This is a genomic window from Neiella litorisoli (genome assembly GCF_014773395.1).
Lineage (GTDB): Bacteria > Pseudomonadota > Gammaproteobacteria > Enterobacterales > Neiellaceae > Neiella > Neiella litorisoli.
Window position 1 is genome coordinate 99,733 of the sequence record NZ_JACXAF010000009.1, and the last position, 24,026, is coordinate 123,758.

The window sequence follows — 24,026 nt, forward strand, 5'->3', positions numbered from 1 at the left end:
CGCGGGTGCATCATGCTACTACACCCTCTTTAACGACAGGAATTACGCATGGCTGATTACTATTCAAGTGCAAGTTTTGTTGTGGCAATGACCGCTGAGCAAGCCGCTGTTGCGGCGACCATCTTACATCTTGTTCAAGATGAAGATCATCCTGATTTGCTCGCGCGTCGTCCTTCCAGAGCCTTGCGTCAGGAGTACGCGCCCGAAGTGCTCAGTCGAGCCCGTCGCATTCGTCGGCTACTTATTAACAATGGCGATATGGAGCTGGATTACTTGGCGCTAGAGTTTGACTTCGAACCCATGACATCTGAGGGGGCCACGGGGCTTTGGGTCAGCGATTGTGGCGAGCATATCAACGGAAACAAAGCGGCGACCTGCATTCAAGAGCTGCTGCGACACTTTGGCTTGGATCACCCCGTCGGTTTTGAAGTCGCGTACCACTGCTCGAAAGCTCGCCTTGATGCATTCGGTGGGTGTGCTTTTTTTATAACTCGTAAGTCAATTCGCTGGAACTCGACCATGTGCTGGCTTGAACAACAGTTCCAACGCCTAAAGGCTCGAACTTCTACGACGGATTAATTGGCCTAATTTGTCGCGAATCGACTGGCTAGTTGGCCTGACCCTCATTGGGTTGACTGGCACAGTCTTTTTATACATTCAGAAGGACTTTTTTATGCAATCTATTCATAACTATCGTCAGCACGTCTTGAGCGCTTGGAAAGAAGGGTATCAAGCACGGTTGATTGTTCAGGCTTGCCTGATCGTCACAAGCCTCGTTGTCGCGCTGATGGCTTCTCCAATCTTTTATGGCGTAGGTGGGCTGTTCGAAAAAACGGTAGAGCAATGGATGATTGGCTGGTTTCAGCTTCATGTTCTCGCCGCAGCGGTAGCACTCGTGGTGATGCATTTCGCATGGCTCTATCACCATGCTGCCAACCGTCAGCAGATGTAGCTAGCCGACAAGTCCCATAGCTAGTCTGTTGCGCCAAGTCTGTCGAGCGCCATGATGAGTGCATTGAATCCATTGGAGATCACCATGACCCACTCAATGCCAGCGGGCATCAAAACCACCCGCAAACAAGTCTTTGACTTCGATACAGCCATTCGCAATGGCGTTGCTTACGATCAACACCGTGATGAGCACGCCATTGTGGCACATGGCAAACAGCATTTGATCACTGAACATGACCAAATCGAATATTGCTTCGATGCCTCCGGCCGACAGTTCAGCTCATTCCCAAAAGTTCAGCTGCAGTTCCCGTCAGTCACTGAAATTAAGCTTTGGCCCTATCTTATCTACAACACGCGAACCATGACCGTGGTTGAGATGCATCAGTCGAGCAAAGGTTATGGCGCGGCCAAGCGTAACGATAAATGGGAATGCATCAATATCACGCACCCTGCGAGCAAAAAGACGCTTGCCGCACTGGGTATTCATCAAACTACTTGGCTTGAACCGAAGGGCGGTCAGTGAGTATTTGCTGGCTCGCGACAGAGCCGCAAGAACGAGTCCATTGCAAATAAAGGAAACCTCTATGTCCACCAATGCTCAACAAACACAGCGCGTTGCACGGCTTATTGCAACTCTGAAACTAATAATGATCGTTGGTGGCATTGCTGCTTATGTCTATTGGGATTCCGGCTTTGCGTGGTCTGTCGATCATGGACAGGCACTATCACGATTTTTGTCCACCATGATTTTCTCGATCCCATGGGTACTTGTTGTTTGTTGGTTCGCCAACAGGACGGTTTGCTTATTCGGCTCCGGTCTGCGCCGCACAACGCAATGATGCTCCGATTGCGCTGCTATGACTCAGTGATACGTTCAGATGGTCCATGACTTTTACTCAAACGGGAGCCCATCATGACGCTGAAAGACAGATTGCAAGCCAATGGCATTGAAGCCGACCACTTAGACAGCCTGGTGCATCAGATTGCCACTGAACATGCGCAAGGCATTAACAATAGTGGGATAGCCTCCCAACTGCGCTATTTGGAGTCCCAAGGCGTCAGTGAAACTGCGATTTGTAAGCATCTCGCTATTGCAGTAAGCGAACCGCAACGATGAGCAATCTAAAACATGGCTTTGACAGCCTAAATCCATCCATCAACCCTGATAGTGTGATGCTCAACCGGGCATTGCTCGGCAGTGCTGAGTTACAACAACTGGTGTCGCTCTTTGACGAACAGCGGTTGAACGTGGGTCATTTACATGTGGCATTCAACACCAACGCACCAGATCCACGGCCGGATGGCGTTGAGGACTTAAAAGGTTGGTTATGGTGGCTCTGTGTTCAGGTTGAGGAGCAGTTCTGCTACGAATCGCCGCAATCGAAGTACGCCAACATTGCAGCGCTCATCGGCTCTGCCATCAATGAATTTCAACTGGATACAAGCCTTCGCATTCAAGACTTCATTATTGACGGCTCATCAAAACCTTTTCCGCTTACTGACATGCAAGTCCATATGCATTCATTGGTTAGCAAGCTCAACGCTCTTCGAGCGAAGTTCTAACGCCCTACTGTGTCCAGTTAGGACACAGTAGGGTTCACTTTGTACTGCCATTGTGGATGACTGATTGCTGGACCGATAATAACGGTTAACGTGCTGGTTTCTATAAACGCGCGGAGCTAACTCATGATGACCTCTTCTCTCGAACTTCGTATTCCACATGCTAGTCAGATCCACAGGGGTAAAGTTACGTTGATTGCCGCCTATTTGGAGCGCGGTAGCAGTGCCAAAACCCAATATGCTTTGAGCATTGATGGCGATGAGCTGGTTGTTTCGCCCCCATTCCGCACAGAGCAAGCCTTTAAGCATGTTCAGAACGGCATTGGTGACATTTTGGCAATCGACTGTGATGAGCTGGATAACCAAGGAGACACGTGCAGCGAGCACTATAACTGCTGTGATTGTGGCGGTAATCAATGTGGCTGCAGGGGCTGCTTTTCATGTAATGCCTGCCACCTATGTACTGGCGAAGAGCCCAACTCAGAGTAAAAGACCATTGAGAGCAGTCCTGTCGTGCTGGCTTGATTCGCTGACAAGTCGCTCAACGACACCCTTGCTGAAACTCCCGTGCTTCCTGATGCCGCTTAAAATGGGCTCAGTTGCCCGGATCCGAATGCTTGTTACGGTGCTGATAGTTTTCAATGCACCGTGGCTAGCGATATGAGTGAACAAGTCGAACTCTTTGCACTTCCTTCTGAATCCAGACCTATGCAAACGATGGCGCCGCCCAGCGCCTTGTTTGATTGGCGAGCCGAGCTGACGCGCCGCAGCACCGAGAAGGCGCAGTTTGATTTTAACGATGCCCAAGGCTTCACCTTGTATCGTTCAGGTAGCAGTAACTATACCGACGCCCAGGCGTTGGTTGATGCTTGTGCCCCCATTGGTATTTGTATCATCGACAGCTCTGGGCCAACGCGGACCTTGCTCGCTGAATATGCCTCCGATGGTGGGAAAGTCTTCATCGATAGTGGTGCATTCCGGGTGTTTCGCCGCCATCTAGCTGGGCACGATGAGCACCTAGACTTCAATGCTGTGCTGGCGCGCTATGCCGAAATTGTCGCGCAGTGCACTGCGCCCGAGCAGCTCCTGCTGGTGGCTCCGGATATTGTGGGCGACCAACACGGTTCATTCGAAATCTTTTGTCGTTACTTACCAGAGGTGCAGGCATTAGCACGCGCCGGTGCTCGCATTGTCTTGCCGATGCAGGTGGGGAAGCTCGACATGCTCGAAAACTACCAACGCTACTTGGATGTGATCAATTTTGAGCCGGTCGTTGGACTACCTGCCAATGCCAAAAGCATCAGCGCCGACGATGCCCTATCATTTTTGCGCGCCGCTCAACCGTCTCACGTCCATTTCTTAGGTTGCTCTGAAACCTGCCTGCTCCATCAAGCTGCTCATGTCGTACCCCATACTGACATTAGCAGTGATGCAATGACGATACGAAAGCACATTGGAACCAATAAATTATTGACTGAAATGTGTCGCCAACAGACTGACGATACGGTCATCGACTACGTGCATGGCGGGCTGACCAAGTGGGATGAGACAGAGTTTGTTGGGTATATCGATGCGATTGTACTTGAGATGAGCAACGTTGAGTTGAAACGCTTTGCGAACAGCGTGTCCATGCCCGTCAATGCGGTCCTAGATGCTGCTCAACGGGAATCTCTAATGGACAATTTGGACGAACTGCACTTTGGCTACGGCTACGAAATGGTTTCCGCGTTCTGGCGCAGTGAATGTCGCCAAGCCATTAGTCCCGAGATACGTCGATGCTCCATCACGACTTTGTATCGAGCGAAGCTGATTTAGCACTGACCGATCACTGACACAAAAGGGTTGCTAGTTGCTTGTTGACCCGTTGCGCGCTTTGCCGGCCATTGTAGCCTAGCTTCATTATCACTAAGGAGTGCATTTCATGACCTGGCTTCACCAATCCCAACAAGTACTCAGCAAGGGTTTGACCACGAGCAAGGTCAAGCGGATGGCTGATTTAGCGTCTCGCCGACAGCAGACCCAAAGCCAGTTCTTTACCCCTGAGTGGGTCGCATCGGGCATGTGGTCGATTGCAGAGCCCGCAATGAACGCCGCTTCAGGGATGGTCGCCGTTATGGATAACTCGGTTGGCTCTGGTCGTCTGATGGCTCAAGCTTGCCCTAATAAGCATCTCCTTTATGGCTGTGATACCGATGAGCGCGTGATCGCAGCATTAAGCGAGGATGCAACCAACGCCCAGATCTCGCACGAATTTAGCGTCAGTGGTATGGAAGACATTGAGGCGGACAGCTTTGGCGTCGGTCTGATTAATCCGCCGTTTAGTTTGACGCTTTCAAGCCCCAACATGATGCCCTTCGACTCCGCTCATTATGGTGAGTTTGGTCCGATGACCAATGCGCTAAGCCATGAATACAGCTTAGATCATGCCCTCTATGCTTCTGATGTGGTGGTCGCGCTTTTACCGTTGTCGATGAAAGACCGCTGTCATGCCTCGGATAGATTATTTGCTGAGATCCGACTGCCTGGCACCACGTTTATCGCCGAAGGGGCAAATGTCAAAACGGCTGTGTTTGTCTTTGGTCAGCATTCGCGAACGCAAGCAAAGCTATCGTCGGTGCTTGAATTCGATCTTGAGCAGGGCGACGATTGGCCGGAGATCCCGGGATTACACGTTCAAAGCATTCGGCAGCGCCGCCCTCGCTGGAAAGTTGGAGGTGTTGACGAATCCACGCCTACGATCACTTTGCCGGTAACCGGCGACGACACGGTTGAGCTGCATCACCATAACCGTTCGCTAGTGATTAAGTATCGCTGTGGCTTGGTTCAAGCCAAAGTAGCCAACGCTCTGATGCAAGCCCCTGTCGAGATTGGCGAGCGCCACCGATACCCAACCAATATGCGCTATGTCGGCTCTGGACGTCTTTTGCTGGATGTTTACTTGCAGCAAGACGATCCGCTTGAAGCGTTTGAAAGTACCATCGCCATCATTCGCCAAGCAGGCGGCACACCGCAGATCTCGCCATCACTCCAAGGCTACTTCGCTAAGTTGGTCAAACGCCACGAGCGCAATATGGTTGCCTTTCGAAAAACGGTCAAGCAAGCCACGGTTCCCACCACCACGATCACCGCGAAGCGAGGCATGCTCTTGCGCCAAGGTGACGTTAACAGCCCTGTGATCCGCAAAGGAGAAGTGCTTGAAGCAGAGGTGTTGGGGGGTGTCTTCCTCGTTCAAAAAGCAGGTATGACGGTCGAGTATCGACGCGATGCAATGCAAAAACTATTCAGCATTGACGATGATGACCGCAATCATACCCAGTGGCGCGTTGTGTTTGAGGGTAAAAACGAAGCGTTCCCAGATATCGCCCAAAACAATCGCGCTTTGATGACCCAAAGCGGTGTCGACTTCTTATGGCCGCCGCAAATGGATAGTTTGTCTGAGTTGATGATGACCGATGGCGCTGTGGCTGGATGGCAGCAAGGAACCGGTAAAGCCCGCCTTGCTGTCGCACTGTGCCTCACCTCAACAGCAAAACACAACCTGATCGCCGTCGAGTCCGGCTTGGTCGATGAGATGGTCAAAGAGTTTAAAAAGATTGGTCTGCAACCTGAGCTGTATAACATCATCCTACAATCCGATGACATCAAGACGCTCAAGAAAATCAACCTGATCAGCTATAACCGCTTAAAGTCGGCCTATGGTATGGGCAAGCAAACACTTGCTCATCGCCTGCGCCGCCGCTTTGGGGTCATCGCGGCCGATGAAGGTGGCATTCTGGCCAACCCAACTAGCCAGCAATCCCGAGCTTTGATGCGGCTTGCGCCTCGAAAATTGTTCTTACTCGACGGCACTCCCATTGGCAGCTACCCAAGAGATCTTCTGAATCTGTGCTGCGCAGTCAGAGGAAGCTCACGAGCCGATCAACCGTATGCTTTGCGTAATCAGCCCTATATTGCCCCGCAATTGTTGAAAAGCGCGAGCTATGCTCCTCGTGGCGTGGCGCAATTCAAAGATGATTTTGTTGTGCTTGATTGGGCCAGTCATGAATTCGCCGATAACTTACGCGAAGGGGCGAAGCGGGAGATCCCCGCGATTCAAGATGTCGCTCTGTTTCGTCAGTGGGCTGGCCTTCATGTCCAGCGCCGACTGCGCAATGAACCCGAAATGGAGGCGTATTCAGGCTGTGCCGAGCCTGAGCGAGAAACCCATGCTATCGCCTTCGACAAAGCTCACTTTAAGCACTATCTCAAAACAGCTGTGGAATTTAGCGAATGGTACATGCGCCATAAGCAAGATCGAGAAAGCGAAGGTAAGGGCTCTAATCTGGTCGCGGTCTTGGCAAAAATCCAAGCGGTGGTGAGCGCTGCCAACTCTCCCCATGTATCGGAGTCTGGATCGGCCGGGTTCTATTCGCCGCTCACATCAAAGCAACGCTTTTTCCTCAAAGAGCTAGAGCGCATTCACGCCACTGGTGATAAGGCGATTCTGTATGCGTACTGTCCCGAAGTCCTAGAGCGTATGAAGGTCGAACTCGACAAGCGCGGGATTAAATCTGTCTTGTTCACCGGTAAGCAAAATATTGCTCGCCGCAATGCGGAGTTGGATCGCGAATTTCGCGAAGGTGAAGCAACCGTGCTGTTGTCTTCGTGGGTCGGTCAACGGGGTTTAAATCTGCCGCAAGCAAATCATGTTTTGCTCTACAATCGCGCATGGACAGGTGACGTTGAGGAGCAGGCAATTGCTCGCGTTACCCGCCCAGAGCAAGAAAAAGAGGTCTTTGTCAGCTATGGCCACTTAAAGGGAAGCATTGACGAGTACATGGGGCAAGTCGTCGAATGGAAAATCAAAGCGGCCGATGCTGGGTTGGATTTTGGCGATGACTGCAACTCGACTGAAGAATTTAGGCACATGGATTCAGTACTTGAAGAATTTTGCAGAAAAACGCTAAACATGAGCGCTTACGAAGCACATCGCGAGATGGCCGCGTAATGTATCTGCTGGAAATTGTCGTCAACAGACACGCCTGAGTCTTGTGGTTTTCTGGTTGGGGTAGAGCCTGTTGCGCTGCGGTTAAGTCGCTTTACTTTGGCTTCATCAACTCGTTTGGAGAACTAGCCAATGACCGCAATCGATACAGCCAGCAACTACCGACTTCGACTTGAAACCTCACTCAAAGGCGCGCTCAAAGCGTGGGTGGATTATCAAACGGCTTATAGCCTGCTGGTTAACGGCTTTGATATCTACGATAGCAACCGCTCCATAACAGGCCTTGACGTTGTTGAGCAGGCGCTTACAAAGTGGCTATCGGCTATCTGCAACACATTAAGCCAGTCATACCAGGGCGACACCGGTAAGAGTTTTGATGCGTCGGACCTGCCAAGTAAATTGCGGGAGATCCCAAGGTCTTTACGTCACACCATGGTTGATAGTTATCGTCAACCTGATTTGACGTTGTGGTTGTCGTTCGCAGATGCGTTGATCGAGCAGTATGACTTTGAACAGTTGGTGCAAAAAGTCACTGTGTTAGCCGAGGGGCTGGAGCAATCCGGCATGCGAGAAATTGCCGATCGGTTGGTGTGCAACTTTTGGTTGCGCAACCATGGCCGCGATAATCCAATCAAGCGAACCAAGCGCCATGTGGTGATTGAATCGAGTCTCTACTCGGACGCTTTCTTTGGTGGGTACAGCTACGACACCAAGCAAAAAATGAGCTTGATGCTTGAAGCAATTCGAGTGGCTGCAACCGAGTCCGGCGATAATCGATTGGTACCACCGTTTGAAGAATTAATTGAAGCAGTGAACAACACACCGGATCGCCAGCTTATCAAATCGGGTACGGCGTTTGGCAACAAGAGCACTGTTGAAATTAAGGTTTATCAAGGCAAGTTTAAATGCTTTTTTAACCCTGAAGTGTTGGATGCTTTGTTGTCCTTCATCATCATTCATCGCACCCAAGAAGGTGAGCTCCACAATCTGCCGGAGGCTGCGTAATGCGGATTTGCGATCTGAATGCGACGACTTTGCGCGACACCTTAATCGCCCTTTTGCTCAAAGCTGGTGTTGACTACCTGCAATACTGCCGCCTTGCGAAGCAGCTCAAATCGATAGGAGTTGGTTTGCATCAACGCGACTATGACTTTCAATTGCGCGGCGCATTGGTCGCCGTCGAACAACATTGGCTAGCTCAATTGCTCGCTAAGCTGACCGTCCACTACGCGCACGGCTCACGTGCTGAACTGTCGATGGATGACATGCCTTCTGGGCTAAACCGAGAATTCCCTTGGGGCAAATGCGCTCCAGAGGATTTGGAGGCGGGCGTTCGCTACTGGATGGGCTTATATGATTTCGACCAACTGATCGCTTACTTAACCGAGCGCTGCGGTGAACTTGAACAACAGGGTAAGGTGCTCGCCGCTCGCGATTTAGGAATTCATCTTGCACTTGATGAAGCCAAGCGAACCCCTCGGCACTTGGTGGCAAAGGTAAGGCTAGCCCTTAGTGGTTGCGGCTATTATCACGAGTCGTCCACTCGCGCTGTAAAATCGCTGTCGTGTGCCTTCAAAATAGCCGCCTCGGAAATGGGATTGCCTTCATTGGCTGCAGCGATGAATAGCTATTATGAGGCCGTTCACTCGATGGCCAAGCATGATGTTGGGCTCAAGCAGGGGCATGCATCAACGGTGCTGATCACCAACCGCAAGCAGCACATCGAGTTCAAGTTCGCAGCAGACCAAGCCGATGCGCTATTGGCTTTCGTCAAAATGTACGCCCCGGACATGCTGGAGTGTGTGGCCTGAGCCTTTGGCAAGGGCTGCGTCATCTCAAAACAAGGGCAACCTAAAGACCTGCAAGCATCGTAAGGAGCAAAACATGAGCACGATTACTGTGAGCGTCAGTGCCCACCTAAACCCGGAGAAAACCCAAGCCACGATTCATTTTTCTGGTCGGAGTCATCCGATAGTTTGTGGTTGCCTGGGCGCCGAAACGAACGAACAAGGTGTTATCGAGACGATCTATTTGGATAGTTTGGTTCACCGTCACTCATCAAGCGTGAGCTATCAAGGATGGCAACCCGAAGGTGCCGTTAGCACTATTTTGCGACGACTCACCGCAGCTTGAGATGACTCGATGGCAGTGTCTGTCTGCGACACTGCTTACTACTGCTTTTTACCACTCCAATGCGCCAATTCAACTCCGTGAAATAGTAAAGCTGTTCCTAACTCAACCCACCGGAGACTCAACATGGGATGGACATCAAGCTCGAACTGGCAACGCAAAGAAGAGATCGTCGCGCACGTAACAAGCTCTTACCTTTGGGGCAATAATTTCAATATCCTAGAGCACTCCGTACGCGGCTCTCGTGTATGGGTGTTGGCAGAGTACACCGATAACCATCCTGAGCGAGCAGGGGAGCGCTTTATCGCGCTATTTTTGCTCGATAAGTTCCCAGAGGGCTGGGCTTACAAAGATATGGATGAGTCGATGGGCCCGTTCCACCACGATTGCCCGATATCGTTTCTGACCCGCGCCGAAGAAGTCGCAGGCCGACTCAGTGACACAGCAAAGAAATGGCGCCAGCAGGTTCGCGATTACCACACCGCTCAGCGCCAGAAGCAAAAGGCATTAGCTCAGCTCTCGCCGGATACGATCGTTCGTTTTCAGAACGTCGACTACAAACTGCTTGAGAAACTCCCTCGACGCCTTGGCTGGAAAGCACGGTCGATGAAAGATGGCCAAATCTACCGGATGATGGCCAAGCAGGTCTCACAAGCCGTCGTGATCCCGCCACCACAAAACCCACCACCTGCAGCACGACAAGAGCAGCAGTTGGCGTTTGTCTACTAGTGCCGCTCCATCCATTTAAGCAACGACCGGTTCATTTGGGAGAGCCGGTTAAATGCTACCGCAATCTCAACAATGGTCGCTGGTCACTGGTGGCTATGACGGGCTCACTGAAGAATAAGGTGATTGGGCATGCTGATACGGTAGTGCTTCGCGACGTCTTCTTTGTGGTCGGTCTTGCTGGCCGGAAAAGGGCTGTATTGCAGCAGGTGCGCAATGTTCATGCTTTTGCATGTGGTTTGCTGGTGTCGGTCAATGACACAGAAACTCATAGCTCTACTTTCGTCACGTATCGACCATTTGAACGCGACTGTTTCTACAGATTGGACTCGAACACGCCTGTTGCTCGGGCGGATTGGCTTTGCCTTAAATCAGGACTGGCGTCAATTCGGGACATTTGACAGCGAAGGGCTGGCAGTGGTGTTGCGGCGCCTCGGCCCGTTGATACCTTGAGTCCATTGAGACGAATTGGAGAAACGATCATGAGCATATCTTGTGAAACATGCGCCCACTCCCGCCACTGCGAGGTGGACTTTGAGAATGAGCAGGATGGTGACTGTATTTATGAACCTGTCGAGCAGGTGACCGGACGTATGGCCGGATCCATTGCATGCACTGAACGTTTCTGATCAAGGGCTCCAAAAGATGAACATTCGTATTAGCGTTATCGCACCACGTAACAGCAACGACTATGAGCAATACAAGTTTGAAGAAGAAGCACAGGTCTATTCAAATCACACGAATATCCCGCTTCATACCATTCAACAAGCGCTCAAAGGCCAAATCATCGATCCGATCATTGGTAATTTTCCACATGTTGCAGGGCGTGATGCGCCTTCGCTCGAACACGAGCATGGAAAGGGTCGCCCAGTGCGAATATTCAAGGTCGGGCTGACGAATGATGAGGACAATACCGGCATCGATGTCTCGGAAATTCTTAACAAGTTGTAGGCGTTAATCAGCGTCTGGATGGGCATGCTGGTGTGGAAATAACTAGTACAGCTATCACTGGCTTAGATAGAGAGCGGAGATTAATTATGAAGTGTGCAGTAATTGAATACGCATCAGGCAAAAAGTCGATGTTCCGACACCCTGACGGTGTTGCTTCGGTTTCGGTTGGCTATGAAGGTCGAGAATTTCTCGCAAAAGTGGTTTGTGGTGATGGCTCAGTAAAGAGGTTCCATAGAATCAATACGGCGTATATCGACGACGATTTGGAAACAGTATGCCGCCATGCTGGTATCCCTCTTTAGCAAACCGAGCTAGGAGACGCCACCTCATTGTTTTTGCAGATGGTGGTACCGACCTATGCAATTAGGGGAACAACTATGCCAAACTACGCGTTCGGTTTGCATTGACGTTCTCAACCCTAGTGACTATGCGTGTACGTGAAATCATTTGTGCCTCAAGTGGCAGCTATTACTCCAATCCGTTGAGCGAAGCAGAGATAACGAACTATCGTGAGCGATTAACTCATCTCTCAAGAGAAAAGTCGCAGCTTTACGGACCACTGATCGCGCTGGTTGGTGCAGCTCTGGGCCTTGCGTGCTTTCCTCTGTACCTACTGTTGACTGGGCAATCGCTGGTGGGTGAATCGACTCTCGTTCAGCGATTGTGCATTTGCGTCTGTTTGATGCCTATTGCTGTTGGTATTAGTTCGCATAAGGCAAACATAAGAAGCTTTATGATGAAAAGGGCGGGATTGTCGCTAACGGTCGCTGGCGTTGATGTCATCTGTCTCCGAAACGTCACCCAGTCAATTGCGCAACTAAAGCCAACTGAATTCCCTTCGGCGTGGCACAACATACCGTATGCTAAAAATTTTCTATCCGGACTGAAAGGCCGTAGTCCTCTGGCTTTTGAGGTGCGCTGGTTAGAGTATGCGATGCGCAGTCGCAATTTACTCCCAAACGGTGGCTAGTCGGACATAGCTCATGGCTTCGCCGGTTGCCCGGTAACCCATGTTTGTTACGTTGAACGTGTCTGAACAACAGAGGCATGACAACATGAATGAACACGTCAACTTGTTAGAGCAGAGCGGCAGCGAGCCTAATGCAATCACTATTGATATCAAGTGGGATGAGGATGGCAACGAGGATGAAGGTCGTTATGTGGTCACATTAAGTGGCACTCCTGCCGATGAGTTTGCAATCGATGAAGAGGAGTTTGACCGCGATGTTGATGCACATGCATTTGCGGAAGAAGTCTCGGAAACCACGGGCATCGCAATCACGTGGGGCTGCGCAAAGCCTGCTTGGGCGTAAGCACCGTTAAGGCGTTGCCGGCGTCGCTATCGAACCAAGGTATTTAGATCGTATGGCAAAGAATGGTTGAACCCCGGAGCAAGCACAACTACTCCATGAGTTCACCCATTTAACGGGCTTAGGTCTCGTTGGGGTTGAGGCGTTTGAGCATGGCGAGCTGAGTTTCGCGGAGCTTTGGCAGATGCAACTCAACAGTTTTCAGGGTGTTGCTGACTCAGTTGATAGTCTCGACACTAAAGCTCAAAAGCTGAAATAAAAGGACATAATTCTTGTTGTCCCGCCACGCTCTGAGCGGCGCTCTTTGTGGCGGGACACGTTGGTCGTTACTTGGCGAGTGTCAGTTGTTTTAGTTCGGCTTCTTTATGTTCATCCCACAACTGTCGTGACTGTGCTATCCATTGCTCCTCATCGGCGCAGTCGACTGCTTCAGCAATCATCGGCTTTATTTCTGCTGCGGTATGCGGAGTTACCGACTCCAATGCTAACAAAAATGGGTACATCTGCTGTGTCGTGGCGTTCTCTCGTAGTGAGTCAATCGTAATTGGCTCACGGCAATGCTTGGCCCTTAGTTCGGCGACAAACATCAAGTTATCGGCACATAAAGGACAATTGTGGGCAACAGATTCCATAAACAGGTTCACCTGATTGCCGTTGTTCGACATATCTGGTGCTTCGAGTGCAAGACTCGACATGCTCACTGTTGCCATGGCGACTGCTAAAAATGCTCGATACATGGTACATCCTCTTCTGATATCAATAGATTAACGCGACGCGACGATTTGACTGTCTTGCTGCGGGGGTGTCTTCATGGGCGCGCGGATAATGATAGGCTCTGCCGATGACCACCAATTGAGATGGTTTGACCCCATTGTCGATGAGGTACCGACCAACACGCTGCGCTCGGCGCTCACCCAATCCCAAGTTGTAGTATTCAGTACCTTCGTCATCAGTATGTCCTTCGACGACAAGGGAGGTATCGGGGTGTTGCTTAAGGTAAGCTGCATGCGCTCGCAATATCGACAGATACTCCGGGCGTAGCTGAGAGCTATCAAAATCAAACAGCACAATGTGCGTTCGGCGCTCTTTGGTCTGTTGTTCCAGGAGCAATCGTGTTGCCACCTGCGCATCGGTTTCGACCACTACATCTGTGGTGTCATGATCTTGCACGGTGGAGGGCGCTTCTGTGGTGCTGCAGCCGACCACTACAAGAGCCGTTATGGGTATGAGTAGATGTTTCATTTCGGCTCCTCCGTTTTAGTGGATGGTAGGCACGGAGCTCGCTGCTTGTGCTGCCATTTCTGTGGTCATGCCTCGGATCAATGCGCGACCAGCCATTTCCATTGAGGTTTCGAACAGGCCTGATAGCTTCATCCGCTTGCGGTTGTACTGACGCATCTCAATGGTTTCAACGCCATAATCCGACGCGAGTCGGGCTTCGACATCAACAATAGAGCCAATGGTATCGACCAACCCTAATTCTTTGGCTGTTTTGCCCGGCCAGAACAATGAGGAATAGACCGTGTCTCGGTCTTCGATCTTGTCGCCGCGAGAAGCATCGACCGCATCAATGAAGATGTTGTACAGCGGCAGCATCATTTCGCGGGTCACGATTTCCTTTTCTTCGGTATCGTAGGGCAGGTACGGATCGAGAATCGTCTTGTATTGGCCCATGCCGAGAATACGCTTCTCAACACCGACTTTTTCCAGCGCCTCATTAAAGCCCCACGCATCCATACGGACGCCAATTGAGCCGACAATGCTGGTGGTGTTGGCATAGATTTCATCTGCGGCCGATGCCATCCAGTAACAGGCGCTGGCACAAGCATCACCAATGCTAACAATCACTGGCTTGCGTTCTTCGATTGGGATAGCGCGGTATTCCATGAGTCGGTTATAGACAATTTCGGCATGAGTTGGACTGCCACCGCCGGAATTGGCTGCGACCACAATCGCCCGAGCATGTTCGTCGCCAATCGCCTGATCTAAGGCTTTGACGATCAGTTGACCATCACCGGTAGGCGTACCCTCCATGATGGCGCCTTTGACTTCAATGAGTGCCACATGGTCGGTATCTGAACTTTCCAGCAAGGCGCCGATTGATGAGTTGAAAACTGCAGTAATGATGATCACACCAAAGAACAAGGTTTTGGTGTTGCTCTGCACGATTTTTGCCCGAGCAAGACGACGCAACGTTTGTACGAGTGCTTCGTCGCTGGTTTCGGCGGCTGCTCCTTTGCTTCCGGGTAGCAGGGCTCTGAGACGGCTGATAATAGACATGTTCATCCTTAAAAACTTTTTTGGAAGTTGGACCACAATTGGCCAATCACCAAACCCATACCAATCAGCAGAGCTGGAGCATAGAGAGTGGCAAGCTTAACGGTGACCGCAGGCAAAATGACGTACAACGTTGCGAGAAGTGCCAGTGCCACCCAAATCCGGCTCCAGATCTGGTACCGGTTGGTCGACACATGGCCAAAGGTGTAGCGCTTGATATGCCATTGGTAATAGCCATCGACCATAAAGCCGATGATTAAAGGTGCCATCAGTAGCAGCCAATACAGCAAAACGCTGGCCCGAAAACACACTTGATAAAACAGAATTTGAGAGTTGTGGGCGACGTTGTAGACAATCCCCGAGTACTTGCTGGTGGCATGCGAAAGGCTGTCACTGGACTCATCAGGAATTAACGTGCGCTCAATGGCGTTTTTGACGCCGCTATCGACCATCAAGAACTGGTACCACTCACCAGCTCGATAGGTGATCTTGTGCCAGTTGGACGAGGGCACCACATGACCCAAGTAACTGACCTCTGATTCAACGTAATGCTGAACTTTGGCAGGCTTACAGAAGAAGAACAGCCAGCCCAATATGGCACAGCAACCCACCAGCATCAGCGTGTGGACTAAGGTGACATGTTGCCCTGGTTCGTTACTTACATCTGTCTCTGCCATTGCTTCTATCCTTAGTCGTCAAACGAGAGTACGGCTGATTTACCGATCTGAGGGAAGTTAAAGAACCGCAATTCTTGGCGCGACATGATGTGATGCGAGAGCATCATGCAGATGTCACGGAACATGAGGTCTTGAACGTCTTGGCTCAGGCCAACGTATCGATACTGAATCGATAAGCCCTTGTCTTTAAATTGCGACGCGAACTCCGGCAAGGTCATGCACAGGCAGTCCCATTGTTCGATCTCCGGTCCTAAATCCGAATTGAAACGTTTGTCGGTGCGCTCGACGTAGACTTCCCACTCCAAAATCTTGGGCAGTTGGTAGAGCACGGCACGCAGCAGCGTCTTATAGCGCTCACCAATGGATGTATGGTGAGGCACCTCCTGCCATGCAATCACCGCTTGTGACACCACATATTCAAACATGCTGGTGTCTTCCGAGCATTGCGGTGCAGGTAGCTTGCTGCCAAGAAACGACAGGAGTCGCTCAAAGACATCAGTGACTTGTTTCATGTCCTCGCACATCACTTGATAGTGCCGGTGCATGGTGGCGGATAACGCTTCTCGTACGTCGCTCTGCCTGGCTTGTTGATTGGTCATCTGACCGGTTTGTGTATCCATGTGGTATTCCTAATCTCAAATTCTGTTATCAGTGCAATATGAATGGGATCCGTCCCTTCAAGCGTCTGCCGTCCGCAAGACGCGCCACGTATTGTAAGTTAGGGAGCATTCCTAATAAAACTTTAGGAAAAGCAGGCATCTGCATTCTGTTAAGTCGCTCAGAGTAACCGCCACTGAAAGCCCCTATGTCGTTCGCGGTACTGGAGCCATGGGACACGGTAATTTGCTGATTTAACACTTGCGCCTCGCCAAAGTTGTCAGAGACATATTGTTGGGTGCGATCGTCATTCACCCGCATACTGAAGAAGTTGTTGCACAAACCAAGGAACCGCTGCGCTGTTGCCGGCGAGGTCTTGGCTTCTAAATCTGGAATTGTTTGGGTCGCCAGAAACATCTGAAACGCTGCTGCACGTCCTTGTGCTAGCATGTTGATCAACCCTTCATTGCCCGAGACGGCTGCATGCACCTCATCCACGAAGATGCTTACATGGCGGCCGCCATTGGCTGCATAGTTATAACGGTCACCTGCGACGGCGTTTAGATCGGCTAGGAACAATTTACAGAGGTAACCGGCTGTTACAGGATCGCTTAGGGAGTCGAGTGACATGTAAATCACCCCACCGTTCTGTGCAACCGATTTCAAATCGATGATCGGCGGTCTGTCAGAGTGGCCAAGGTCATCCACTGGTGAAATGAGTTCATCCAATGGGGAAGCTGTGAGCGCCGTAAAGAGTGGCAGCAAGGATGCGGTCATGCGCTGGTAGTGCGATGGGTCGCGTTCGGCTAAATCAATAGCACCTTCCACTTCTTTAGAGGGGTGCATCGCCGCAACACTTGAGCGATAGAAACCAATGAGCCGCTCTAAGTAATGGTCACCCTCGGTAATGGTGTCACGCCATGAATCCCGCAACTCATTATCAAAGTGCACTTCCAACGCCTTCTGGCACAGCTCATTCTTGCCGACGGTCAGTGCTCTGTGAATGCCGGTAATTTGTGGGCGCTGACCAATAAACAGCATCGCCTCGACGATTTGTTCGATAACCTGCCAACCGTATGCTTTAAATGGGTCGTTGTCGCCATCTTTGGTGGCTTGGAGGTTGCTGAGTCGCGCCGCAATCTCGGTGTTGCGGTTAAAGTTGCGCAGCGGATCAATTCGAACCGACTGGGATGGCTCGGACGGGTCAAAATAGTAAAACTTGTGCAATTCGCCCCGAGCGGCCATTTCAGCTTGAATCGCCTTGCGCCAATCTTTGTCTTTCTTAGGGTCCAAGATCACCAACGTGTGGCCGTCCAGATGCAACATTCCCAATGACAGCAATTTCATCAAGGTTGTTTTGCCGGTACCAACGTTGCCGGCAATGAATGTGTGGCCGCAGAAGCTGCTCGCCAGCTGGAAGAGTTGTTTCTCTTGGCCAAGCCCATGGATCCACGGACGACCGCACAGCTTGAGCGTTTCTTCGCGCCAACGCTTTTCAAACGGACGTAACGCAAAGGGCAATTGAATCTCGGTGTAGTCGGTGGTCATGGATGTGACTTGATAGGCTCGGTTGGCATGCTCAGTGCCCCAGGGAAATCCATCACCGATGTAAACTTGTCGCTCGGATTGTTGCTCGGCCAACTTACTCAGTTTGCGCTCCAATCTGCGCTGTCTGTGATCGCTTGGTTCGTTGTGCATTTGCGCATCTAATTCGCGCATTGTTGTTCCGCGACGCGCATTCTCGACGGCGTTGTTTAACTGACGAAGAGCTGACAACGGAATCGTTGTGACTTTGTTACGAAAGAGTTTTATCTGCTGCGATATGAGAGGCCACACTTGATAGATTCGTGCAAAGCCCATCGCTGTCATAAAGATAAAGACGTAGTAGTGCACGCCACCTTCTTTCAAGCTGGCAAACCCACCACTGCTTAATACCATACCTGCGCCGATTAACCAGACATACGCCGCTCGCATCTCCAGCGGCGGACGGAATAGATTTTCTTGGTAAACCGGATCCGATTTACTGGTCATCGAATACCTCCTGATTCAGATATGCGTAATCCCCATCCATGGTCGTGAGGGACTGCAGTGCATCGAATGCTTGCCGGAAAGGGATGGCTCCTTGAATAGCGAGCATGAGTTGCGGCAGGTTCGATGTCCGGTAGCGACCGTTGTTTGTCTCAAGCAGACCTTTATCAATCAGGTCGGTCAGTTGTTGTTTGAGTGACGCTTGGACAGCATCCACCACCTCTGATGTCTCGGACGTCATGGTTGTAACAGGTGATGATGGTTCATCTGCCGTGTCATTCTGCTCAACAGGTGATTCATCAATGTCTTGCTCTGACTCAAGTGAGTCTTGGGTGTCAGTCAGGTTGCTTGGTGCTTCTTGTTGTTCTTCCTGCGCCTGGCCAAGCGCTTGCTCGATATCTAACGCTTTGGTCATCGGCCCGGTCAGGTGGAGACCTTTTAGTGAATGTCCGTCACTGTCCTTGAAGGGCACGAGAAGCGCCATTGGTCTGCTCATGTCGAATTGAATCAGTTCGGCTTGCTTGAGTTGTCCTGTGACATCCGTGGCTTTGACATTGAAAGCGGCTGCAAATGTTTTTGCGATTAAGTAAGAACTCTTACCTTGATGGTAAATGCCGTAGTCGGTGAGTTGCTTTTGTCCCTCTGAGACACGAGTATGGACTTGGTCGAGCATGTCACCTATTGCACCTGCATCGCGGCGATGCCACGGTTGCTTAATGGCGACTGGCTTGGTGTCATCTCCAGGCTGTACGGTCGCCTCCAACTGCTGCGGCTTCTTAGGTTTGCCTCGAACTGCTGTAAAGTTGCCTGCTGGTGGCTTTTCCAATTTTGGCGCCGCTGGTGGTGCTTCGAGCTCCATTTGACTTTGGCTTGGGTTCGCCGCTGGTTCGGCCGGAAGTGGTTCGGATGGGCTGTGATTGTCGCGACCGGACTCCGGTGATTCAGGTTGCTGCGATTTTTGTTTCTTTTTCGCTTGGCGGCGTTTTGAGCGCTCAATCTTGGCTTGCTTTGCTGCTTCACCTTTTCGTTCAAGTTCGCGCTGCTTCTCTAAAGGTAAAATCTCGCGCGCTTCAGCCTCAACGTAATGAACGCCGTCAAAGTTCTCGTTTAGCTTGAGGATGCCTTGAGTATTCGCAGGCAGCACGTCGCCATCAAATAGATAATTCGCCCATGTCAGGCGGACAACAGGTACCCATTTGTCGGTCTGTGGATTTTCTTGAACAATGGTCACTTCTTCTTTGGTGAAGTTGCCATGCATGAATAGGCTGTAACGTGCTTCTTTGTCTTCTTGTTTGGTGATGTCGTTATCACTCAAAAAGTCGCGCATCCATGAAGCGGATTGAGGGCAATTTACACCGGATTTGCCTAAGTAACTCACGATGTCATCCATCGCATGAGGGTAGGCAAGGTACGCTTCATTACCGAGCATATAGACGCGGCTTTTGGTGCCCGGATCGTTAATTTCCCACTGCGCTATCAAGTGGCGCATGGCGCGAATGACATTTGTTCGCAGTGATGCATTCTTCGGGCCGAGGTGCGGATCGTAGACAATCCGTTTGTCAGCGGCGACGCTTCTGGCATCGGCAACACGAAGTGCGTCCGTTAGAAAGTGCTGGAAGTGCTGGTAGTCGTTGAGCGCCACTCCAATTAGTTGGTGTAGGTTGTCGCCCGACTCTATCAAGTAGTTTTTCGCGGCGTCCGGCAACAACTTATCCAATAAGTATGCTGCCTGCGTTTGGTGTTGGTTGTGTCGGCGACCGCGGCTAAAGTGTACCTTGTAGTGGGAGACATTATGCTCTTCGGCCCAGTCCAGCAACGACCCAATAATTGGCTGCCATTGTGGTGCGCGACCTTGTACATCAATCACTCGCATGTCGGTGAACAATTTACCTGCGTCATGCATTAGGCCGACCAGCCACGCTGCATAAACCCATCGAGGGCGCCGAACTCGTTCAATGTCGAGGTAGTTGGTTGCTGTTAACTGCTTGCTGCGGGCATAACGGAGTGCCAACGAGCTCACTTCTATTGAGTGGCGTAGTAGTCCGCCGACAGATTCATGATGGTCATTCTCAGACGCAGGGATGCAGTGTATGTAACTGGTAATGCGCCGGATAACTTCCAGATATAAGGTATCGAAGTTCGCCTGTCCGAGACCGACAGTGTCGTCTAAGTCGGGCGCGTTGTGACGGATTTCGGCAATTAAATCTTGCTGTTTCGACAGCAGAATGTCGACATCGACAACAGGGATGCCGAATGCCAATGGCGGATGACTCAACAAGTCGGCCACGGTCACCCGCTTCCCATGAATGTCGAAGACAATGGTGTCAGCTTCCGCTGCGTCCATCAGCTCGCTGGGCGGGTTGTCATATTGATCAGCCCGTTGCTTCCAGAAATGTCGCTGAATGAACTCGACTGACACTTGCTTGAGTCGCTCCACTACCGTCACGCTCATTTATGCTGCCTGTGAGTCTTTGTCTGACGGAATAGGATCAGCTTCGTCCGGTAGTGCAACAACTTCCTCTGTGTCAGGTTGCGCAGAGACCACCTCAGTATCGCCAGCTAGTATCTTGGGAGCCGCTGTGCCCGACAGTCGTGACATGAGTGCTTCCATACCACCGTCGGTTTTTAATGCAGCCAAGAATTGCTGGACAGAATAGGGGCGGTTTGCTCGCTTGCCTGGCGACGTCACCATGAAGATTTTCTGTTGGATTCGGTTGAATAGCGAAACTAGCTGGTGGCGTGCATGCTCGTGCTGCTCTGTTGGTAATACCGCAGCTAAGTGAAGTAGCTCAATTCGGCTCATCACTTTATCTGCACGTGCCATTAACCCAATTAGCTTCCAAAAAATTGGGTGCGTCACCTCTATCACTAATTTCTGGTTATCTGGGTACTGAACTTCCGGTAGCTCCATGGCTAGCATTTCTTCAGCTTCATCGGCCTGAGCTTCAATGCTGATGATTTCTTCTTCGGCAATAGCGAACACCTGCTTGTCTAAGAATTGTTCAATATCTTGATTGATCGGAAGCGTGTCGCTGGTATATCGAAGCAGTACGGCTGAACGCTCGATTGCGCCGAACAGGGTGCCGCCTTTTGAGTCTAGAAATCGATACAATACAGTCGACTCAAAGTTCTGCGGTTGTAGCAATGCTTTGCGCTTCTCGGGTTGACGGCTGCGTGCTTGGCTGCGTTTTGGTTGCTGTTGAGGACTGTTCATCATCTCTCCTTTCGTTTCGACGAATCTCTACTTTGAACTTGTGAATGGCATCCATCTCGCCTCGAATCGACGCAAGCTTTTGTTCTGTTTGGATGACTTTGCTTAGCTCCCATCGGCGACAGATGCGCTCAAAAAGCTTTTGTGTGTAACCTTTTTTTGTTGGGGTCACATGTCGACCGTATGAGCGATTTACATTCTTGCGAATGCCGCTTCCATCGAATCGCTTCCATGTGATGTACCACTTGTCCACATTCTTTTTGTATTCCATTACGGGCGCGACCGAACCTAAACCTTGCACGTCATCCGCCTTGACGCCGGTCTCCATCAGCTGAACGCGCAACTTGTTCTCTGCTTTCCACCAGACGTAGTACTCATCGACGATGGCTTTAGCGTCAATTCGCAACCGCTCCATGCGCGCTTCAAGCACGCTTGCAATCTCCGGTCTCATATCTGCCTCATTTATCAGTGTGGAAATAGTCTGACGGAGTTGCTGGAACAAAGGCGGTCACTTAAGCGTGTTTTTGCACGTGCCAATTTGCCTAAACCCTACTTTTCGATTTCTGGAGTAGGTGGTGAAGAAAGGAAAGGGTCATAAATTTAAGACTTGAAACTTGTTTCTGCGTCTTTGTTTGTTCGCAGGAATGGGTTTCTGTTTTAGGTGTTCATCTCCCAATAAACGTGTTTCTGCGAACAAAGACCGCAGAACTATGTTTTCTGTTAATTGCAGATGAAGGCTCACCGACTGAAATCTCAGAAGTACAGTTTCTGCGAACAAATACCGCAGGAACCTAATTACTGTCATTTTTGAGTGGTATTGCTGGCTTCTTTCGCTACAGAAAGAGGGGTTCTGCGAACAAAGACTGCAGGAGACGTGTAGCTGTGTGTCGTACCGATTATTCGGTATCAGCAATTCCGCCTAAGCAAATCTACGTGGGTTATTCCGAGGTTGAACTGATTAGGTCATTTATGGAGTCAATTTTGACTGACGATTGACCATTTTTGGGAGTTGGTTTGAATTACTATTCGTACCACTAAACGTCCTTTAGGACTTCTGGCGAACCTCTTAACGCATTTTGGGCTGAAAATAAGCTGATTTGAGAGTGCCAGGACTTCTGTAGAACTTTTAACTGTATTCAGTAGGTGATTTATGGAACAAATTGCACGCTCTATTGACATAGGATTTGGAACACTGTCATGCGTAACCGATCTGCAGAATGGCTTACCAACTGTTGAAACCATGCCGGCAATCGTGTCTCGCAAGCATTCTAACGACAGTCTCGCAGTTGCTAACTACACAAGCGCGAACATGGTGTTCAACATTGATGGGCAACTTGTTGAGGTGGGCAAAGATATCGGGCTGACATCTGGAACGGATGTTTGTCGCGACTTGTCGAGTAGTTATGTGGAGTCGCTTCAATACAAGGCTTTGTTTACTGCGGGGTTAAACTTGATGAACCTGCCAGATAACCGAGTCGATATCTTAGTCGGCGGATTGCCGGTTGAACGAATGAGTGAGAAAAAAGCACTCGAGCACTATATGCAGGGACAGCATAAAGTCGGTGATCGGCTGATCACTGTGGAGCGAGCAATTGTTATTGCTCAACCGCTTGCAGGCTTACTTTGCTATGCGCAACAAGATGGCGGAGAGCGAATGAACCACTTAATGCGAAACCAATGCGTATTGGGCGTTGATCCAGGTTTTCTTACCTTCGATTGGTGCGTGTTGAACCGTGGTAAGCCGGTGGACAGCATGAGTGGCAGCAATGAATTTGGTTTGTCGAAAGTGATTGATGCTGTTTCCTCTGTTATCAAGCAAGCTTTCTCAGTTTCAAGCGTTCCATCCATTGCTATTGAAGACGCTTTGCGAACCGGCAGTCTCCGCATGTTTGGTAAACAATACCCGTTCCCAATCTGCTCCGGCGAGCAACATGATGTCAGTTTCGATGCGACCACGGCTATACAATCTGTCTGTGATATGGCGATGACCGATCTTAAATCTCAAATTGGGAATGGTAGTGGTGTCGACTTAATCGCGCAGATGGGCGGGCCTGCATCGCTGTATAGCCCAGCTCTGCAACGTGCATTCCCTCGACATCAACTCTCTATGGCGAAAAACTCGCTGCAGGCTGTCGTGATAGGTATGCAGATATTTGCGAACAACGAACTATCGAAGCAACTGCGAGCGGTGGCATCATGAGTGGTAACTTAATCCGTTCTAACGTCAAGGTCACCACTGACCATGCTGATCTATTTGAGCACTTAGCGCCAATTAACAAACGAAAACGCGCTGAAGAAATCCGAGCGCTGGCACGAATTGGGTTGCTAGCGAAACGGCAGAATCTAGTGCCCAATGAGATCGATTGTTCAAATTCTGGACAACATCACATAGATGACAACAAAACTGACCAATATGATTGCTGTTCAACCGATAGATCTGATACTGCTAGCGCCTCATTGCTAGATGTGCCGTTTGACCTAAGTGATACGGTCCTAGCATGAGTTGTTTTTGTAGAATAATTATGCAGTTTTTAGGTATAATTATTTTGTCATAGATAGAATAGGTATTGATAGATATTCAAATCGCTGCGATTGGAGTGCTGCAGATTTGACAACATGGAGGT

General features: G+C 50.4%; 27 protein-coding genes. 18 read left to right on the forward strand and 9 right to left on the reverse strand.

Translation table 11 applies throughout. The annotated features are described in order from the left end of the window. Positions 1-48: 48 nt before the first annotated feature. From IC617_RS08510 to IC617_RS08580, 16 genes are all read left to right on the forward strand, one after another. Positions 49-579, forward strand: coding sequence for a hypothetical protein (locus IC617_RS08510; protein WP_191144572.1), 531 nt, complete (start codon positions 49-51; stop codon positions 577-579). 94 nt (positions 580-673) lie between these two features. Continuing rightward, positions 674-952 carry a hypothetical protein gene (locus IC617_RS08515; protein ID WP_191144573.1) on the forward strand — a complete coding sequence of 93 codons (279 nt, stop codon included), beginning with the start codon at positions 674-676 and terminating at the stop codon, positions 950-952. An 84-nt stretch (positions 953-1,036) separates the two neighbouring features. Next, positions 1,037-1,474 carry a hypothetical protein gene (locus tag IC617_RS08520; RefSeq protein WP_191144574.1) on the forward strand — a complete coding sequence of 146 codons (438 nt, stop codon included), beginning with the start codon at positions 1,037-1,039 and terminating at the stop codon, positions 1,472-1,474. 61 nt (positions 1,475-1,535) lie between these two features. Then, positions 1,536-1,790, forward strand: a complete 255-nt coding sequence (locus IC617_RS08525) for a hypothetical protein (RefSeq protein WP_191144575.1) — start codon at positions 1,536-1,538, stop codon at positions 1,788-1,790. 74 nt (positions 1,791-1,864) lie between these two features. Further along, positions 1,865-2,068 (forward strand): hypothetical protein, encoded by a 204-nt coding sequence (locus IC617_RS08530; protein WP_191144576.1) that lies wholly within the window; start codon positions 1,865-1,867, stop codon positions 2,066-2,068. Further along, complete coding sequence (locus tag IC617_RS08535; RefSeq protein WP_191144577.1) at positions 2,065-2,514, forward strand: hypothetical protein; 450 nt, start codon at positions 2,065-2,067, stop codon at positions 2,512-2,514. The genes IC617_RS08530 and IC617_RS08535 overlap by 4 nt, the downstream gene beginning before the upstream one ends. A gap of 123 nt (positions 2,515-2,637) precedes the next feature. Next, on the forward strand, positions 2,638-3,000 hold the full coding sequence (locus tag IC617_RS08540) for a hypothetical protein (protein WP_191144578.1): 363 nt from the start codon (positions 2,638-2,640) through the stop codon (positions 2,998-3,000). A 171-nt stretch (positions 3,001-3,171) separates the two neighbouring features. Further along, positions 3,172-4,326 (forward strand): hypothetical protein, encoded by a 1,155-nt coding sequence (locus IC617_RS08545; RefSeq protein WP_191144579.1) that lies wholly within the window; start codon positions 3,172-3,174, stop codon positions 4,324-4,326. A 106-nt stretch (positions 4,327-4,432) separates the two neighbouring features. Continuing rightward, complete coding sequence (locus tag IC617_RS08550) at positions 4,433-7,498, forward strand: DEAD/DEAH box helicase (RefSeq protein WP_191144580.1); 3,066 nt, start codon at positions 4,433-4,435, stop codon at positions 7,496-7,498. A gap of 129 nt (positions 7,499-7,627) precedes the next feature. After that, positions 7,628-8,500 carry a hypothetical protein gene (locus tag IC617_RS08555; RefSeq protein ID WP_191144581.1) on the forward strand — a complete coding sequence of 291 codons (873 nt, stop codon included), beginning with the start codon at positions 7,628-7,630 and terminating at the stop codon, positions 8,498-8,500. Further along, positions 8,500-9,306: a hypothetical protein gene (locus IC617_RS08560; RefSeq protein ID WP_191144582.1), complete on the forward strand. Its 807-nt coding sequence runs from the start codon at positions 8,500-8,502 to the stop codon at positions 9,304-9,306. Before IC617_RS08555 ends, IC617_RS08560 begins: the two co-directional genes overlap by 1 nt. Positions 9,307-9,379: 73 nt before the next feature. Beyond that, complete coding sequence (locus IC617_RS08565; protein WP_191144583.1) at positions 9,380-9,628, forward strand: hypothetical protein; 249 nt, start codon at positions 9,380-9,382, stop codon at positions 9,626-9,628. A gap of 123 nt (positions 9,629-9,751) precedes the next feature. Next, entirely contained in the window at positions 9,752-10,354 is a 603-nt protein-coding gene (locus IC617_RS08570; protein WP_191144584.1) for a hypothetical protein, read from the forward strand. A gap of 95 nt (positions 10,355-10,449) precedes the next feature. Further along, on the forward strand, positions 10,450-10,752 hold the full coding sequence (locus IC617_RS19155) for a L5-gp82 domain-containing phage-derived protein (RefSeq protein WP_500793315.1): 303 nt from the start codon (positions 10,450-10,452) through the stop codon (positions 10,750-10,752). 244 nt (positions 10,753-10,996) lie between these two features. Beyond that, a complete protein-coding gene (locus IC617_RS08575) occupies positions 10,997-11,302 on the forward strand; it encodes a hypothetical protein (RefSeq protein ID WP_191144585.1) in 306 nt (101 codons plus the stop codon). 1,055 nt (positions 11,303-12,357) lie between these two features. Then, positions 12,358-12,615: a hypothetical protein gene (locus IC617_RS08580; protein WP_191144586.1), complete on the forward strand. Its 258-nt coding sequence runs from the start codon at positions 12,358-12,360 to the stop codon at positions 12,613-12,615. 323 nt (positions 12,616-12,938) lie between these two features. On the opposite strand, the gene IC617_RS08585 is transcribed toward IC617_RS08580, so the two are convergent. Genes IC617_RS08585 through mobI form a run of 9 tightly spaced genes read right to left on the reverse strand, consistent with a single transcriptional unit; the run spans position 12,939 to position 21,904 of the window. Beyond that, positions 12,939-13,349, reverse strand: coding sequence for a hypothetical protein (locus IC617_RS08585; protein ID WP_191144587.1), 411 nt, complete (start codon positions 13,347-13,349; stop codon positions 12,939-12,941). A gap of 19 nt (positions 13,350-13,368) precedes the next feature. Further along, complete coding sequence (locus IC617_RS08590; RefSeq protein WP_191144588.1) at positions 13,369-13,854, reverse strand: OmpA family protein; 486 nt, start codon at positions 13,852-13,854, stop codon at positions 13,369-13,371. Positions 13,855-13,869: 15 nt separating this feature from the next. Then, positions 13,870-14,892 (reverse strand): S49 family peptidase, encoded by a 1,023-nt coding sequence (locus IC617_RS08595; RefSeq protein WP_191144589.1) that lies wholly within the window; start codon positions 14,890-14,892, stop codon positions 13,870-13,872. A gap of 8 nt (positions 14,893-14,900) precedes the next feature. Further along, positions 14,901-15,566, reverse strand: coding sequence for an IncC plasmid conjugative DNA transfer DtrJ family protein (locus IC617_RS08600; RefSeq protein WP_191144590.1), 666 nt, complete (start codon positions 15,564-15,566; stop codon positions 14,901-14,903). Positions 15,567-15,577: 11 nt separating this feature from the next. Further along, positions 15,578-16,186, reverse strand: coding sequence for a hypothetical protein (locus IC617_RS08605; protein WP_191144591.1), 609 nt, complete (start codon positions 16,184-16,186; stop codon positions 15,578-15,580). 28 nt (positions 16,187-16,214) lie between these two features. Continuing rightward, positions 16,215-18,194, reverse strand: a complete 1,980-nt coding sequence (gene traD, locus IC617_RS08610; RefSeq protein WP_191144592.1) for a conjugative transfer system coupling protein TraD — start codon at positions 18,192-18,194, stop codon at positions 16,215-16,217. Next, positions 18,184-20,643 carry a MobH family relaxase gene (gene mobH, locus IC617_RS08615; RefSeq protein WP_191144593.1) on the reverse strand — a complete coding sequence of 820 codons (2,460 nt, stop codon included), beginning with the start codon at positions 20,641-20,643 and terminating at the stop codon, positions 18,184-18,186. The genes traD and mobH overlap by 11 nt, the downstream gene beginning before the upstream one ends. Further along, positions 20,644-21,405, reverse strand: coding sequence for a hypothetical protein (locus tag IC617_RS08620; protein ID WP_191144594.1), 762 nt, complete (start codon positions 21,403-21,405; stop codon positions 20,644-20,646). After that, a complete protein-coding gene (gene mobI, locus IC617_RS08625) occupies positions 21,314-21,904 on the reverse strand; it encodes a conjugative transfer protein MobI(A/C) (protein ID WP_191144595.1) in 591 nt (196 codons plus the stop codon). The genes IC617_RS08620 and mobI overlap by 92 nt, the downstream gene beginning before the upstream one ends. 648 nt (positions 21,905-22,552) lie before the next feature. Here mobI and IC617_RS08630 point away from each other — a divergent pair. Beyond that, a complete protein-coding gene (locus IC617_RS08630) occupies positions 22,553-23,602 on the forward strand; it encodes a ParM/StbA family protein (RefSeq protein ID WP_191144596.1) in 1,050 nt (349 codons plus the stop codon). After that, the gene (locus IC617_RS08635; RefSeq protein WP_191144597.1) at positions 23,599-23,904 is read left to right on the forward strand and encodes a hypothetical protein; all 306 of its coding nucleotides are present in this window, start codon (positions 23,599-23,601) and stop codon (positions 23,902-23,904) included. The genes IC617_RS08630 and IC617_RS08635 overlap by 4 nt, the downstream gene beginning before the upstream one ends. Positions 23,905-24,026 lie beyond the last annotated feature (122 nt).

Bases quoted from the DNA above. Each gene is read 5' to 3' on its own strand.
- IC617_RS08510 (WP_191144572.1), top strand. From the start codon at position 49: ATGGCTGATTACTATTCAAGTGCAAGTTTTGTTGTGGCAATGACCGCT.
- IC617_RS08515 (WP_191144573.1), top strand. From the start codon at position 674: ATGCAATCTATTCATAACTATCGTCAGCACGTCTTGAGCGCTTGGAAA.
- IC617_RS08520 (WP_191144574.1), top strand. From the start codon at position 1,037: ATGACCCACTCAATGCCAGCGGGCATCAAAACCACCCGCAAACAAGTC.
- IC617_RS08525 (WP_191144575.1), top strand. From the start codon at position 1,536: ATGTCCACCAATGCTCAACAAACACAGCGCGTTGCACGGCTTATTGCA.
- IC617_RS08530 (WP_191144576.1), top strand. From the start codon at position 1,865: ATGACGCTGAAAGACAGATTGCAAGCCAATGGCATTGAAGCCGACCAC.
- IC617_RS08535 (WP_191144577.1), top strand. From the start codon at position 2,065: ATGAGCAATCTAAAACATGGCTTTGACAGCCTAAATCCATCCATCAAC.
- IC617_RS08540 (WP_191144578.1), top strand. From the start codon at position 2,638: ATGATGACCTCTTCTCTCGAACTTCGTATTCCACATGCTAGTCAGATC.
- IC617_RS08545 (WP_191144579.1), top strand. From the start codon at position 3,172: ATGAGTGAACAAGTCGAACTCTTTGCACTTCCTTCTGAATCCAGACCT.
- IC617_RS08550 (WP_191144580.1), top strand. From the start codon at position 4,433: ATGACCTGGCTTCACCAATCCCAACAAGTACTCAGCAAGGGTTTGACC.
- IC617_RS08555 (WP_191144581.1), top strand. From the start codon at position 7,628: ATGACCGCAATCGATACAGCCAGCAACTACCGACTTCGACTTGAAACC.
- IC617_RS08560 (WP_191144582.1), top strand. From the start codon at position 8,500: ATGCGGATTTGCGATCTGAATGCGACGACTTTGCGCGACACCTTAATC.
- IC617_RS08565 (WP_191144583.1), top strand. From the start codon at position 9,380: ATGAGCACGATTACTGTGAGCGTCAGTGCCCACCTAAACCCGGAGAAA.
- IC617_RS08570 (WP_191144584.1), top strand. From the start codon at position 9,752: ATGGGATGGACATCAAGCTCGAACTGGCAACGCAAAGAAGAGATCGTC.
- IC617_RS19155 (WP_500793315.1), top strand. From the start codon at position 10,450: ATGACGGGCTCACTGAAGAATAAGGTGATTGGGCATGCTGATACGGTA.
- IC617_RS08575 (WP_191144585.1), top strand. From the start codon at position 10,997: ATGAACATTCGTATTAGCGTTATCGCACCACGTAACAGCAACGACTAT.
- IC617_RS08580 (WP_191144586.1), top strand. From the start codon at position 12,358: ATGAATGAACACGTCAACTTGTTAGAGCAGAGCGGCAGCGAGCCTAAT.
- IC617_RS08585 (WP_191144587.1), bottom strand. From the start codon at position 13,349: ATGTATCGAGCATTTTTAGCAGTCGCCATGGCAACAGTGAGCATGTCG.
- IC617_RS08590 (WP_191144588.1), bottom strand. From the start codon at position 13,854: ATGAAACATCTACTCATACCCATAACGGCTCTTGTAGTGGTCGGCTGC.
- IC617_RS08595 (WP_191144589.1), bottom strand. From the start codon at position 14,892: ATGTCTATTATCAGCCGTCTCAGAGCCCTGCTACCCGGAAGCAAAGGA.
- IC617_RS08600 (WP_191144590.1), bottom strand. From the start codon at position 15,566: ATGGCAGAGACAGATGTAAGTAACGAACCAGGGCAACATGTCACCTTA.
- IC617_RS08605 (WP_191144591.1), bottom strand. From the start codon at position 16,186: ATGGATACACAAACCGGTCAGATGACCAATCAACAAGCCAGGCAGAGC.
- traD (WP_191144592.1), bottom strand. From the start codon at position 18,194: ATGACCAGTAAATCGGATCCGGTTTACCAAGAAAATCTATTCCGTCCG.
- mobH (WP_191144593.1), bottom strand. From the start codon at position 20,643: ATGAGCGTGACGGTAGTGGAGCGACTCAAGCAAGTGTCAGTCGAGTTC.
- IC617_RS08620 (WP_191144594.1), bottom strand. From the start codon at position 21,405: ATGAACAGTCCTCAACAGCAACCAAAACGCAGCCAAGCACGCAGCCGT.
- IC617_RS08630 (WP_191144596.1), top strand. From the start codon at position 22,553: ATGGAACAAATTGCACGCTCTATTGACATAGGATTTGGAACACTGTCA.
- IC617_RS08635 (WP_191144597.1), top strand. From the start codon at position 23,599: ATGAGTGGTAACTTAATCCGTTCTAACGTCAAGGTCACCACTGACCAT.